Here is a 14,408-nt window from a genome sequence, read left to right as displayed (position 1 = left end):
CAAAAGAAATATGAAACTAATTAGAACTATTTATACGTTGGGGCTACTTGCAGGATTATTTGCATCCTGTAGTAAAGAGAGCCCTTTGGATGGTGAACAATACTACAAACAAGTTTATATTGTAGGTGCCTATGAAGTGGTACAGCAATTTGATGTGGCGTATGGCGATGGTCCGCAAAATGCGTATGTTGCCATTGCTACGGGAGGTAGCCAGAATATCGACCGGAATGTGGAAGTCGTCTTGACTCACAATGACGCTACCATCGAATGGTACAATAATAAGTATATGTTGGATGCCCCATTAAAATATCAGAAGTTGGGTGATCAATTTTGCAGTTTTCCGTCAATGAGCACGACCATTAAAGCGGGCGATGTATATAGTCGGTTGCCATTTACTGTCGAAACTTCCGGATTGGATTGTGATAAACTTTATGCGTTGACTTTCAAAATTGAGTCAGTATCCGATTACGTGAAACAGCCTAAGGATACAGTTCTCATAATGAATCTCAATTTAACGAATGACTTTTCAGGGACTTATCAGATGGTAGCCATCAGATATACGTTGACTGACAATGATGAAGAACTGACTCCTTCTTCCGTTAATATGCAGCGTACGTTGAAGGCAGTGAATAAAGATCAGGCTCGTTTCTTTAATGTTACGCAGAATTCAGATCTTTCACCAACGGGAAACATAACAACTGAAGACTATTTCAACTCAATTGATAACAACGGTGTGACGTTTACACGCCAACCGGACGGTACTTTCACAGTGGCTGGCTGGAAGAATCTTCCGGTTTCTAACGGAACCGTTAGTTTTGAGGATGGCACATTTACATTTTGTTACGATTACGAGTCCGGTGGAAAGAGGTATCGCTTGAGGGGTACAATGACGAAGTAATCGATAGGTATTTTTTATATAGGTAGTAAATGCAGGGGATGAGATGATTGAACTTGTCTCCTGCGTTTGATTATATGACTTCTTATATGTTACTATTCGATATAAAATCGTGCAAAGATGCCTTTTATTGAGTCATTTTAATGAATATGATCTAAAGTTTGACCTAATTGCACGATTTCTAGTCCTTTATTTTTTATTGAAGTCTTATTTTTGCTGATGTAAATATGAATCATTTTATTTATTAGGGATAAATAGTTCAATAGGTTTGGATATACCAAAGAAAAACAACTTAGTATGAAGATAAAGAAGATTGTAACTTTAATGATGGGCTTGTCATTTTCATTATGCGCATTTGCCCAGGACGACTGGCAACTTGTTTGGAGTGATGAATTTAATGCAGATGGTCCTTTGAACTCTTCTGTATGGAACTTTGAGCAAGGATATGCGCGTAATGAAGAAGCTCAATGGTATCAATCCGACAATGCAGTTTGCAAGAATGGGCTGTTGATAATAGAAGCCCGGAAAGAGCAGAACCGTAAAAATCCTCTTTATGTATCCGGAAGTAATGATTGGCGGAAGAAGAGAGAATTTATTGACTATACCTCTTCTTCAGTGACTACTGCCGGAAAGAAAGAGTTTCTGTATGGGCGTTTTGAGATAAAGGCGCGTATTCCCGTGGCAAAAGGAGCATGGCCTGCTATCTGGACATTGGGAAGCAATATGGAATGGCCTTCATGTGGTGAGATAGATATCATGGAATATTATCAGATTAAAGGAACACCACATATCTTAGCCAATGCTGCTTGGGGAACAGACAAACCTTGGCATGCAAAATGGGACAGTCAGGCTACTCCTTATTCGCATTTCACCGACAAAGATCCCGATTGGGCATCTAAGTTCCATATCTGGCGTATGGATTGGGATGAAGAGGCTATCAAACTATATCTGGACGATGAACTGCTGAATGAAATTCCTCTGAGCACCACAAGGAATGGAAGTATCGGTAAAGGTACCAATCCTTTTACAAAACCACAATACCTATTACTGAACCTCGCCATTGGCGGAATTAACGGTGGCCCGATTGATGAGGCCGCCCTGCCGATGAAGTATGAAATAGATTATGTAAGGGTCTATCAAAAAGAAAAGGGAATCGCTTCCGGAAAGGTCTGGAGAGATACGGATGGCAATGTCATCAATGCGCACGGTGGCGGAATACTTTTCCATGAAGGAAAATATTATTGGTTTGGAGAACACCGTCCTGCATCCGGTTTTGTCACAGAGAAGGGAATCAACTGTTATTCATCAACAGACCTGTATAACTGGAAATCTGAAGGTATTGCCTTAGCTGTCTCTGAGGAAGAAGGGCATGACATTGAGAAAGGATGCATCATGGAACGCCCCAAGGTGATCTATAATGCGAAAACCGGGAAATTTGTCATGTGGCTTCATTTAGAACTGAAAGGACAAGGTTATGGACCTGCGCGTGCAGCCGTTGCAGTGAGTGATTCTCCTGCCGGTCCCTATCGTTTCATTCGCTCCGGCAGGGTCAATCCGGGAGCTTACCCCTTGAACATGACCCGAAAAGAACGGAAAATGAAGTGGAATCCGGAAGAGTATAAGGAATGGTGGACACCGAAGTGGTATGAAGCTATTGCAAAAGGTATGTTCGTAAAGCGTGATCTGAAAGACGGACAAATGTCCCGTGATATGACTTTATTTGTGGACGATGACGGAAAGGCTTATCATATCTATTCCTCAGAAGATAACCTGACATTGCAGATTGCAGAACTGGCCGATGATTATCTCAGTCATACAGGAAAATATATCCGTATTTTCCCTGGTGGACACAATGAGGCTCCTGCTATATTCAAGAAAGAGGGAACTTATTGGATGATAACTTCCGGCTGCACGGGATGGGATCCTAATAAAGCCCGTTTGCTAACCGCTGATTCTATGTTGGGCGAATGGAAGCAACTGCCGAACCCTTGTGTTGGTGAAGATGCGGATAAGACATTTGGAGGACAAAGTACTTATATATTGCCTTTGCCGGAGAAAGGGCAATTTTTCTTTATGGCGGATATGTGGCGTCCGAAGAGCCTGGCGGATTCACGCTACATCTGGCTGCCTGTTCAGTTTGATGATAAAGGAGTCCCCTTTATAAAATGGATGGATAGGTGGAATTTTGATTAATATCGTATATATAGAAGCCGGCGGATATACTTTTCATATTTATTGCTTTCAGCAATAAATATTCTCTATGAGAAAGGGGAAAATTCCGGAAGATTATACATTTTGCGAAGAATGGTCTTTTTATATCCCTTTTTTGACGGATATTTGAACTCTTTTCTTTATGGTATAGGTTATCTTTGTGAGCGAATGATTTCACTGCGAGGTGATATGTCGGCAGAGAATAATGAGAAACATCAAAAATAATGAAATATATATGGTAAGAATGTTATTACTGGTAGTGGTTTGTATAGGGTTACTGCCAATACAAATGCGAGCTCAGAAGAATAGTTATATTATTCCCGGGGAAGTGTGGAAGGATACGGATGGTAACCCTATCAATGCGCATGGCGGGGGACTTCTTTACCACGACGGTACTTACTACTGGTATGGAGAATATAAAAAGGGCAAAACGATTTTGCCTGATTGGGCTACATGGGAGTGTTATCGTACAGATGTGACGGGAGTAGGCTGCTATTCTTCCAAAGATTTACTGAACTGGAAGTTTGAGGGCATTGTGCTTCCGGCAGTCAAAGAGGACCCGAACCATGACCTGCATCCGTCGAAGGTTTTGGAACGTCCGAAAGTGATTTATAATAAAAAGACAGGTAAGTTCGTGATGTGGGCACATGTAGAGAGTGCCGATTACAGCAAAGCGTGTGCGGGTGTAGCTGTCTCTGATTTTCCAAACGGACCATTCACTTACTTGGGAAGTTTCCGACCGAATAATGCGATGAGCCGTGACCAGACAGTTTTTGTCGATGATGACGGACGTGCCTACCAATTCTATTCTTCAGAAAATAACGAAACCATGTATATCAGTCTCCTGACAGACGATTACCTGAAACCAAGCGGACGCTTTACACGCAATTTCATCAAAGAATCCCGTGAAGCTCCGGCAGTGTTTAAGCATAAGGGCAAATATTATATGTTAAGTTCCGGCTGCACCGGCTGGGACCCGAATGTAGCGGAAATCGCAGTGGCGGATTCCATCATGGGTACATGGAAAACGATAGGTAATCCTTGTACGGGTCCGGATGCAGACAAGACTTTCTATGCGCAGAGTACATACGTACAACCGGTTATCGGAAAGAAGAATGCATATATTGCCATGTTTGACCGCTGGAAAAAGAAAGACCTCGAAGATTCACGCTATGTATGGCTTCCTGTATTGATAAAAGACGGAGCTATTACCATCCCATGGCATGAAAAGTGGGATTTGACCGTCTTTGACAAACAGAAGAAATCTGACAAATACAAGAAATCTGACAAACAGAAAAAATAGATCATGAAACGGACACTGCTGCTTACTTTTTTATTACTATCTGTTTCTGCCTTGTGCTTTTCGCAAAAACTGGTGGAAGTTGCCAAAGGATATAGTTGTACATCTGTCAATACAACGATATTCCGCAATAATTCATTGGTAACGCATGGGGATGAGCAATATATCAGCTATTATGATGCCGATGGCTATCTTGTGTTGGGCAAACGGAAACTAAATTCGAAGCAATGGACATTGCATCGTACTCAATATCGTGGAAATGTAAAAGATGCCCACAATATCATCAGTATAATGGTGGACGGAGAAGGGTATCTGCACGTTTCTTTTGACCACCATGGACATAAGTTGAATTACTGCCGCAGTATCGCCCCCGGTTCTTTGGAACTGGGCGATAAAATGCCGATGACCGGAGTGGACGAAGGAAATGTTACTTATCCGGAATTTTACCCTCTGACAGACGGGGATTTGTTGTTTGTCTACCGTTCCGGTTCTTCCGGACGTGGAAATCTGGTGATGAACCGTTATTCATTGAAAGACCATAAATGGGCCCGTGTACAGGATGTCCTGATTGATGGTGAAGACAAACGAAATGCTTACTGGCAGCTATATGTAGACGAGAAAGGTACGATTCATCTCTCATGGGTATGGCGTGGAACCTGGCAGGTGGAGACCAACCATGATCTTTGCTACGCGCGTTCTTTTGATAACGGAGTGACTTGGTATAAGTCGGATGGTGAACAATATAAACTTCCGATTACAGCTTCGAATGCAGAGTATGCTTGTCGTATTCCACAAAACTCGGAATTGATAAACCAGACAAGTATGAGTGCAGACGCTGGTGGCAATCCTTATATTGCCACTTATTGGAGGAGTTCGGACAGTGAAGTCCCTCAATATCGCATTGTCTGGAATGACGGGAAGACATGGCATAATCGTCAGGTGACAGACCGCAAGACTCCGTTTACACTGAAGGGAGGAGGCACTAAGATGATTCCTGTTGCCCGTCCGCGTATTGTGGTAGAGGATGGAGAAATCTTCTATATTTTCCGTGACGAAGAGCGGGGCAGCCGTGTCTCAATGGCGCATACTGCTGATGTTGCCAACGGTAAGTGGATAGTCACCGACCTGACGGATTTTTCCGTAGATGCCTGGGAACCGTCCCATGACACGGAATTGTGGAAGAAGCAGCGGAAACTCAATCTCTTTGTACAGCACACTTGTCAAGGCGACGGTGAACGCACGGCGGAGATTGAACCTCAAATGATATATGTACTGGAAGCGAATACGAATACAAATACAAAAAAATAAAGATATGAAGAAATTGTATGCAACTCTTTTTTCCGCACTGGTGGTAGGCTGTGCGGTGTGTGCCGGTTGCACAACCAAGAAAGTTTCATCTTCGGCAGAAGTGGTTGACATTATTCATAAAGTCAATGGCTACTGGCAGACAAACCATCCGGAACACGGGCGTTCTTTCTGGGACAATGCCGCTTATCATACCGGAAACATGGAGGCTTACTTCCTGACCAACAAGCCGGAATACCTGGAATACTCAAAAGGATGGGCGGAACATAATGAGTGGAAAGGCGCTAAATCGGATCATAAAGCCAACTGGAAGTACAGTTATGGCGAAAGCAATGATTATGTACTGTTCGGCGATTATCAGATCTGTTTTCAGACGTATGCCGATTTATATAATCTGGAACCGGATACACATAAGATAGCCCGTGCCCGTGAGGTGATGGAGTATCAGATGAGTACACCCAACAATGATTATTGGTGGTGGGCGGATGGTTTATATATGGTAATGCCTGTGATGACCAAACTATATAATATCACTAAAAATCCACTTTACCTGGAGAAACTGCATGAATACCTCGCTTATGCAGACAGTATCATGTATGATGAAGAAGCCGGACTTTACTATCGCGATGGAAAATACGTATACCCCAAGCACAAAAGTGTGAATGGTAAAAAGGATTTCTGGGCACGTGGTGATGGCTGGGTACTGGCGGGGCTGGCGAAAGTCTTGAAAGACCTTCCGGAAACAGATAAGTATCGTCAGGAATATATAGACCGTTTCCGTACATTGGCAAAATCTGTTGCGGCCTGTCAGCAACCTGAAGGGTATTGGACGCGTAGTATGCTCGATGCGCAGCATGCACCGGGACCCGAAACAAGTGGTACGGCATTCTTTACGTACGGTCTGCAATGGGGGATCAATAACGGTTTCCTAGACTCTGCCCATTATCAACCTGTGGTTGAGAAAGCATGGAAATATTTGTCAACAGTTGCTTTACAGCCCGACGGAAAGATCGGTTATGTGCAACCCATCGGCGAGAAAGCCATACCGGGGCAAGTCGTAGATGCTAATTCTACTTCAAACTTCGGAGTCGGTGCTTTCCTGCTGGCAGCTTGTGAAAGGGTACGTTATCTGGAATCACTTATTCAGCATTAAACTCATATAAGGTTGTAATGCCTGAAATATTCTTCCGGTCAGCTCACTGATATTCATTAGTATATGTGCGCCGGGCAAACGCTCGGTGCTATACATACATTTGCCATTACACAGATAGTAATAGCCATTATTTACTGACAATTGTTTATCTGATACTTCCAGTTGCATTTCGTCCTCAGGAAAAGCGGAGGCATACAGTTGCAGTACTTCTTTGGCATTGATGATTCGCGCCATTCCCAACGGATATTGCGTCTGTTCTTTCTCCGGAGGAAGCAACTGAGTCATATGCCTGCATCCTGTAAATTGCTTGATATAGTGCAACAGACTGTGCTCAGCATCTTTGGACTCTGCAAAAAGCTCGCTGATAATTAATTGCTTTTCTCTTCTGTATACAATAGCCAATCCATTGATTTGATTCTCTGATCTGGCAGTAACCAAAATTCCGTCACTGAGAATAAGGTCCGCCATGACTACTTGAAAATCCTCAAAGGAGTGCTGGATGCAGCAAGTGCGTCCGGAAAGTTTGCTGTTTAGATATTCGTAAACTTCTTTCTGACATCCGACTTCAGAGGTGACTGTTATTTCTTTAGACGGAATAAATTCCGGTACGGTAATCTCTTTAACCGAATATTGGAATACGGAAGCATATCCCATCCGGGTATAATAGTCGAATAACCAAGGTTCGGCAGGAATCAATGTACTGAAATACGTTCCGTTACGAAGCATCTTTGCAAAGGCTTGGGAGAGTAATTCGCGCATCACTCCGTTTCCGCGAAAATCCGGATGAGTGCAGGCTCCTGAAATGTAAGAGGTCTGTACGGTATCTCCGCAGAAAGTCATCGGATAAGGAATCATCTGAAGAGCGGAAACAATCTCATCTCCACTTTCGATAGCAATGTTTATTTCGTTTTTATAGCGCAGCCTGAAGTACATTTCAACGAACTCTTCATTGTCGTCGAAACATAACTGCCATAATGCCTTAACCTTTTCTTTTGTCGTCATACCTTATATATTATTACCATCTGACCATATCCATAGGATGGTCTTTCAGACAAGCCATATACTTTTCAAGGATAGTTACCGGTTGATAAGACAGCTTTGCTTTGCGTAAGCCTTCAATACCTAAATCTTCTTCCCGGTTGATATAGATATACTGTTCGGGAATGCGATTGGCAAACTCGTAATTAATCATGGCGTAAGCACCGTCAATGCTGGTATCTGCTTTTTCTACATGTACCCCGAATGTTTCATGGTTGATAGGCATCCCGAAAGTAAATGCCACAATTTTCCCGTTGACGTGGAGAATGCCTCCGGTCAGACCGAGTGCTTCGAAATTATGTAATGCATAAATGAGGGCACGACGTTCATTTCCCGTTCCTTCCTGCTGGTCGCAGTTGTTCACTTTGCACCATTCGGCTTCCAGGTCCAGACATTCTTGAATACGGTCGGGCGTAATCGGTGTATATTCGTAATCGGGATACGTATTACGGAACCGGTTGATATGATTTCTCTTTGCCTGAAATTTCTTTCCTTTTAAGGTAGCCAGATCACTCCTTAAATATATATAGTCGGCATAGGCACGGTCTTCCGTGAAAATGAACCGTTCGGGTAAAATCGCTTCGAGGTCGGCGCGCATATTGCTGCAAACTCCCAACATACAGAAATTATGCTTCTCCTTATCCGCATCTTCGATTAATTTCCGTAATACAGCTTTCAGATCGCCGTTTCCTACAGGCATCATATATGCCAGTTGTTCGCCGGCCCAAAATTTGAATACCAGAAAATCGTCGATGACTGCAAATTGAGTATCGTACAAGAATCTCCAGCTACAGAGGTTGGAAAATGAAAGATCGCAGTTTCGGCGGTCACTTTTCATGGTGAATGCAGTTATTGTGTCTCTATCAGCTAGTGTAATGTCTTTAAATGGAATCATAAAATGCTTTTTGCGTTTAACTCTTTATATAACGGAAAATGAAAGAATTTTGTTTTTACAAAACACCTAATAATCGCAGGATAGTCGGTGTCAGTAATGCGGTGAATATTCCATTCAGTGTCAATCCCAGGCTGGCATACGCCCCGTATTTGCTGCTGATGTCCATGGCAGTGGAAGTGCCGACAGCGTGGGCGGCTGTTCCCATCGAAAGCCCTTGGGCTATCGGACTGCCTACGTGCATGATTTTCATTGTCTTAAATCCGCAGATGGCTCCCAGTAAACCTACCGCTACTACAACGGCTGCCGTCAGTGACGGGATACCTCCGATAGCCTTGGTCACTTCCATGGCAATCGGAGTCGTTACGGATTTAGGTGCCAATGAAAGAATGACTTCTTGTGAAGCTCCCATAAACTTGGCGATTAATACCACAGAGATCACTCCGACGATGCACCCTGCCAGTTGAGACAAGAGGATAGGCAGCAACTGTTTCTTAATCATTTCCAGCTGAAGATATAAAGGGACTCCCAAAGCTACCACAGCCGGGCGTAACCAGAATTCGATGAGATGCCCTCCCTGATTGTAAGTCTCGTAAGAGATATTGGCCATTTTAAGGAAGATAATCAGAACGGCAATGGTGAGTAAGATCGGGTTCAGCAATACCAGCCCCGTTTTCTTCTGAAGCAATTTGGCAAAGAAGAAAACGCCGAAAGTGACAGCCAGCAGAAAGAAATTATTTTCTAAAAAGCTCATTTGTCTTTATCCATTAAGTTAGTTTTGTTTTTTAAATGTAGCTTGTCGGACAAGTGAAAGTCTGATAAGCGTAGGCTACTCGCCAGTTTAATCTGACGTGCCAGTCTGAATTTACGGACAATCTGGTGTACCCATCCCGTTACGACCAGCACGAGAGCCGTGCTAACGATTGTTGCGATGACGATAGGCCAGAATTCTGCCGCAATAACGTCGAAATACAACATCAATGCTACTCCGGGAGGTACGAAAAAGAAGCCCAGATTAGCTACTAGAAAGTCGGACAATCCCTGCACCCACTGCAGTTTGATCCAGCCTAATTTCAAAAAAAGGGTGAGCAGCAGCATACCGATAATGCTGGAGGGGAGCTTGATCCCTGTTAAATAAACGATTAATTCACCCAAAGCCAAACAGCCAAATAAAATGGCGCACTGACGTATCATACACTAATTACCTATTGATTTGTTTGAAAACACTGCAAAGGTAGAAAAAATAGAAGTACAGTGTTAAATATTATAATATTTTAGACTTGGAGAATAAAATTAGCCGGAATTGTAATGTGGATATTGCAAAATTGAGTACTTTTGCAGCGCAAATTACAAATCGTAACAAGGTTTATAATATTATTCAAATATATCTATGCTTAATTTAATCAACCAAATCGTGGCTCGTGCGAAAGCAGACCGCCAACGTATTGTTCTTCCGGAAGGAACTGAAGAACGCACATTAAAAGCTGCCAATCAGATTTTGACAGATGAAGTTGCTGACCTTATTTTACTGGGTAAACCCGCTGAAATTAACGAACTTGCAGTGAAATGGGGACTGGGTAACATCAGCAAAGCTACTATTATTGATCCTGAAACTTCTCCGAAACACGAAGAGTATGCACAATTGCTGTGCGAACTTCGCAAGAAGAAAGGCATGACTATTGAAGAAGCCCGTCAATTGACGAATGATCCTTTGTTTTATGGTTGTTTAATGATTAAGAGCGGTGATGCTGACGGTCAGTTGGCAGGTGCCCGCAACACAACAGGCAATGTACTGCGTCCGGCTTTACAGATTATCAAGACTGCTCCGGGCATCACTTGTGTATCCGGTGCTATGTTACTCTTGACTCATGCTCCCGAGTATGGTAAGAATGGTATTCTGGTGATGGGTGACGTTGCCGTAACTCCGGTTCCGGACCCTAACCAACTGGCACAGATTGCTGTTTGTACGGCACAGACTGCCAAAGCCGTTGCCGGTATTGAAAATCCGAAAGTGGCTATGCTGAGCTTTTCTACCAAAGGTTCCGCTAAACATGAAGTAGTGGATAAAGTAGTGGAAGCTACCAAGATCGCTAAGGAAATGGCTCCTACACTTGATCTGGACGGAGAAATGCAGGCTGATGCTGCTCTTGTTCCTGAAGTAGGCGCAAGCAAAGCTCCGGGTTCACCCGTAGCGGGAGAGGCTAACGTGCTGATCGTTCCGAGTCTGGAAGTAGGAAATATTTCTTATAAACTGGTACAACGTCTGGGACATGCCGACGCTATCGGCCCGATCCTTCAGGGTATCGCCCGTCCGGTGAATGACTTGTCTCGTGGTTGCTCTATCGAAGATGTATATCGTATGATTGCTATTACGGCTAATCAGGCTATTGCAGCAAAAAACAATAAATAAGTATCAAGTTTTAAGTATTAAAGACAATATGAAAATTCTAGTATTGAACTGTGGAAGTTCATCCATCAAATATAAATTGTTCGATATGACCACCAAAGAAGTGATTGCACAAGGTGGTATCGAAAAAATCGGTCTGAAAGGCTCTTTCCTTAAATTGACTTTGCCGAATGGCGAAAAGAAAGTACTCGAAAAAGACATTCCGGAACATACGATTGGTGTGGAGTTCATTCTGAATACATTGATTAGCCCGGAATACGGAGCTATCAAATCACTGGACGAAATCAATGCGGTAGGTCACCGTATGGTACACGGAGGCGAACGTTTCAGTGAATCTGTATTGCTGAACAAAGAAGTACTCGAAGCTTTTGCTGCCTGCAACGACCTGGCTCCGCTTCACAATCCTGCCAACTTGAAAGGTGTGAATGCAGTTTCCGCTATTCTTCCCAACATTCCGCAGGTAGGCGTATTTGATACAGCTTTCCATCAGACGATGCCGGATTATGCTTATATGTATGCTATTCCCTACGAAATGTATGAGAAATATGGCGTACGTCGTTATGGCTTCCACGGAACTTCTCACCGTTATGTTTCAAAACGTGTATGTGAGTTCCTTGGCGTTAATCCGGTAGGACAAAAAATCATCACTTGCCATATTGGTAACGGTGGTTCTATCGCTGCTATCAAGGATGGCAAATGTATAGATACTACTATGGGACTGACTCCGTTGGAAGGTTTGATGATGGGTACCCGTAGCGGTGACATCGATGCCGGTGCAGTAACATTCATCATGGAAAAAGAAGGCTTGAATACGACAGGCATTTCTAACCTGCTGAACAAGAAGAGCGGCGTACTGGGTATTTCCGGCGTATCAAGCGATATGCGCGAACTGCTGGCCGCTTGTGCTAACGGAAACGAAAGAGCCATCCTTGCTGAAAAGATGTACTACTACCGTATTAAGAAATATATCGGTGCTTATGCTGCGGCATTGGGCGGTGTAGATATCATCCTGTTTACAGGTGGTGTAGGCGAAAATCAGTTTGAATGCCGTGAATCTGTTTGTAAAGACATGGAATTCATGGGTATTAAACTGGACAATAATGTGAATGCAAAAGTTCGTGGTGAGGAAGCTATTATTTCTACTGCAGATTCTAAAGTGAAAGTAGTAGTGATTCCGACAGATGAAGAGTTGTTGATTGCATCGGATACAATGGATATTCTGAAAAAGTAAGAAGAACTGAGATAATAAAAAAAGGCGGCTTATCATGAAGTCGCCTTTTTTTGTTAACTCTTTTATAAGTCTCGTTTTTTTTACCTTACTTTGTGCTTCAAATCAATATTCGTTTTATTGGATTTACGCAAAATCGTTATTTTATAAATTCATTGATATGCGCTATTCTGTCATAATTCCCGTTTACAATCGTCCCGATGAGGTGGATGAATTGCTGCAAAGTCTCACTGTACAGTGTTTTAAAGATTTTGAAGTAGTTATTGTTGAAGATGGTTCGTCCATCCCTTGTAAGGAAGTGGCAGATCGGTATACAGATCGGTTGGACATCAAGTATTTCTCTAAACCCAATTCCGGACCGGGGCAGACCCGTAACTACGGAGCGGAGCGAAGCGAAGGAGAATATTTTATCATACTGGACTCTGATGTCATTTTGCCCGAAGGATATTTTGACGCGATAGAGAAGGAGCTTCAGGCTTCTCCTGCCGACGCGTTCGGTGGTCCCGACCGTGCGCACGATTCTTTTACGGATATTCAGAAAGCTATCAACTACTCGATGACTTCCTTTTTTACAACAGGCGGTATCCGTGGCGGAAAAAAGAAGATGGACAGGTTTTATCCTCGTAGCTTCAATATGGGGATTCGTCGCGAAGTGTATGAAGCTTTGGGGGGATTCTCTAAAATGCGCTTCGGGGAAGATATCGACTTCAGTATCCGTATTTTTAAAGGTGGCTATACTTGTCGTCTTTTCCCCGACGCATGGGTATATCACAAACGTCGGACAGACTTGAAAAAGTTCTTTAAGCAAGTCCATAACTCCGGCATTGCCCGCATTAACCTTTATAAGAAATATCCCGATTCGTTGAAATTGGTGCATTTGCTACCGGCAGTGTTCACGTTGGGAGTCTCTTTGCTTTTATTATTGACTCTTTTGGGGTTGGGGCTCGTTTTGTTAGCTTTTTATCTGCTATATTCCAAAACGGTTCCCGGGTGTGCGACAGGCGAGATGGCACTTCTGTTTTTAGGATTTGCCGCCATGTTGGCAGCACCTCTTCCCTTACTGCTCTATTCCTTGGTGGTTTGCGTGGATTCGACAATCAGAAATCGCAGTTTATGGATTGGAATGCTGTCGATTACTGCTTCCTTTATACAACTAATTGGTTATGGAACGGGATTCTGGCGTGCATGGTGGCAGCGTTGTATAAGAGGAAAGGACGAATTCGAGGCGTTTCAAAAGAATTTTTATAAGTAAGTGATTTGATCATGGAAAGCAAACACAAACTATCCATCAACCAGTGGGCGCTGGAAGACCGTCCCCGGGAGAAGATGATGGAGAAAGGAGCAGCCGCATTGAGTGATGCCGAACTACTCGCCATATTAATCGGCTCCGGAAATACGGAAGAAAGTGCTGTCGAACTGATGAGGCGTTTGCTTCTCTCTTGTGATAACAATCTGAACTCCTTGGCAAAGTGGGAAGTCTGCGACTATTCCCGTTTTAAAGGAATGGGACCGGCAAAGAGCATCACTGTAATGGCTGCCCTGGAACTCGGCAAGCGACGGAAACTGCAAAATATCCAAGAACGCCCCCGCATCTCTTGTTCAAGAGATATTTATGACATCTTCCAGCCTGTCATGTGCGACCTTGAACAGGAAGAATTCTGGGTATTATTATTGAATCAGGCGACGAGACTGATCGATAAGGTACGTATCAGCACCGGCGGAATAGACGGAACGTATACGGATGTACGTACCATTCTTCGGGAAGCATTGCTGCAGAGAGCCACGCAAATAGCCGTAGTACATAACCATCCTTCGGGAAATATCCAACCCAGCCAACCGGACCGGACGCTGACGGAACACATCCGCCGGGCAGCCGACACAATGAACATTCGCCTGATAGACCACGTTATTGTTTGTGAGGATAAGTTTTACAGTTTTGCCGACGAAGGGCTGCTCTGAATAAATTTATTCTTATCTTT

13 protein-coding genes are annotated in these 14,408 nt (G+C 43.4%); 9 read left to right on the top strand and 4 right to left on the bottom strand.

From position 1 onward, the window contains the following. The first annotated feature begins 10 nt into the window (after positions 1–10). The 5 genes from NBH01_RS19640 to NBH01_RS19620 all read left to right on the top strand — a co-directional run bounded on the left by NBH01_RS19640 (position 11) and on the right by NBH01_RS19620 (position 6,864). Complete coding sequence (locus tag NBH01_RS19640) at positions 11–898, top strand: BT_3044 domain-containing protein (RefSeq protein WP_016269784.1); 888 nt, start codon at positions 11–13, stop codon at positions 896–898. Positions 899–1,192: 294 nt separating this feature from the next. After that, a complete protein-coding gene (locus NBH01_RS19635) occupies positions 1,193–3,088 on the top strand; it encodes a family 43 glycosylhydrolase (protein ID WP_250700230.1) in 1,896 nt (631 codons plus the stop codon). 253 nt (positions 3,089–3,341) lie between these two features. After that, a complete protein-coding gene (locus NBH01_RS19630) occupies positions 3,342–4,409 on the top strand; it encodes a glycoside hydrolase family 43 protein (protein ID WP_008767017.1) in 1,068 nt (355 codons plus the stop codon). A gap of 3 nt (positions 4,410–4,412) precedes the next feature. Then, a complete protein-coding gene (locus tag NBH01_RS19625; protein ID WP_250700229.1) occupies positions 4,413–5,714 on the top strand; it encodes an alpha-l-rhamnosidase in 1,302 nt (433 codons plus the stop codon). Between the two features lie 4 nt (positions 5,715–5,718). Further along, complete coding sequence (locus NBH01_RS19620) at positions 5,719–6,864, top strand: glycoside hydrolase family 88/105 protein (RefSeq protein WP_016269788.1); 1,146 nt, start codon at positions 5,719–5,721, stop codon at positions 6,862–6,864. Here NBH01_RS19620 and NBH01_RS19615 read toward each other — a convergent pair. Genes NBH01_RS19615 through NBH01_RS19600 form a run of 4 tightly spaced genes read right to left on the bottom strand, consistent with a single transcriptional unit; the run spans position 6,847 to position 9,988 of the window. After that, the gene (locus tag NBH01_RS19615) at positions 6,847–7,866 is read right to left on the bottom strand and encodes a GNAT family N-acetyltransferase (RefSeq protein ID WP_221647538.1); all 1,020 of its coding nucleotides are present in this window, start codon (positions 7,864–7,866) and stop codon (positions 6,847–6,849) included. The genes NBH01_RS19620 and NBH01_RS19615 overlap by 18 nt on opposite strands. A 13-nt stretch (positions 7,867–7,879) precedes the next feature. Further along, a complete protein-coding gene (locus NBH01_RS19610; RefSeq protein ID WP_011108933.1) occupies positions 7,880–8,797 on the bottom strand; it encodes a DUF2156 domain-containing protein in 918 nt (305 codons plus the stop codon). Positions 8,798–8,852: 55 nt separating this feature from the next. Beyond that, positions 8,853–9,548 carry an LrgB family protein gene (locus NBH01_RS19605; protein ID WP_008762629.1) on the bottom strand — a complete coding sequence of 232 codons (696 nt, stop codon included), beginning with the start codon at positions 9,546–9,548 and terminating at the stop codon, positions 8,853–8,855. Continuing rightward, positions 9,545–9,988, bottom strand: coding sequence for a CidA/LrgA family protein (locus NBH01_RS19600; RefSeq protein ID WP_022472045.1), 444 nt, complete (start codon positions 9,986–9,988; stop codon positions 9,545–9,547). Before NBH01_RS19600 ends, NBH01_RS19605 begins: the two co-directional genes overlap by 4 nt. Before the next feature lie 196 nt (positions 9,989–10,184). Between NBH01_RS19600 and pta the strand changes: the two genes are divergently transcribed. From pta to radC, 4 genes are all read left to right on the top strand, one after another. Beyond that, entirely contained in the window at positions 10,185–11,204 is a 1,020-nt protein-coding gene (pta, locus tag NBH01_RS19595; RefSeq protein ID WP_008762631.1) for a phosphate acetyltransferase, read from the top strand. A gap of 28 nt (positions 11,205–11,232) precedes the next feature. Next, positions 11,233–12,432 (top strand): acetate kinase, encoded by a 1,200-nt coding sequence (locus NBH01_RS19590; protein ID WP_008762632.1) that lies wholly within the window; start codon positions 11,233–11,235, stop codon positions 12,430–12,432. Between the two features lie 157 nt (positions 12,433–12,589). Next, a complete protein-coding gene (locus tag NBH01_RS19585) occupies positions 12,590–13,681 on the top strand; it encodes a glycosyltransferase (RefSeq protein ID WP_072067299.1) in 1,092 nt (363 codons plus the stop codon). An 11-nt stretch (positions 13,682–13,692) separates the two neighbouring features. Continuing rightward, positions 13,693–14,388: a RadC family protein gene (gene radC, locus NBH01_RS19580; protein ID WP_008767010.1), complete on the top strand. Its 696-nt coding sequence runs from the start codon at positions 13,693–13,695 to the stop codon at positions 14,386–14,388. Positions 14,389–14,408 lie beyond the last annotated feature (20 nt).

This window comes from Bacteroides sp. B1-V-101, assembly GCF_023656585.1.
GTDB lineage: Bacteria > Bacteroidota > Bacteroidia > Bacteroidales > Bacteroidaceae > Bacteroides > Bacteroides thetaiotaomicron.
This window is presented reverse-complemented; position numbering and strand designations above follow the sequence as displayed.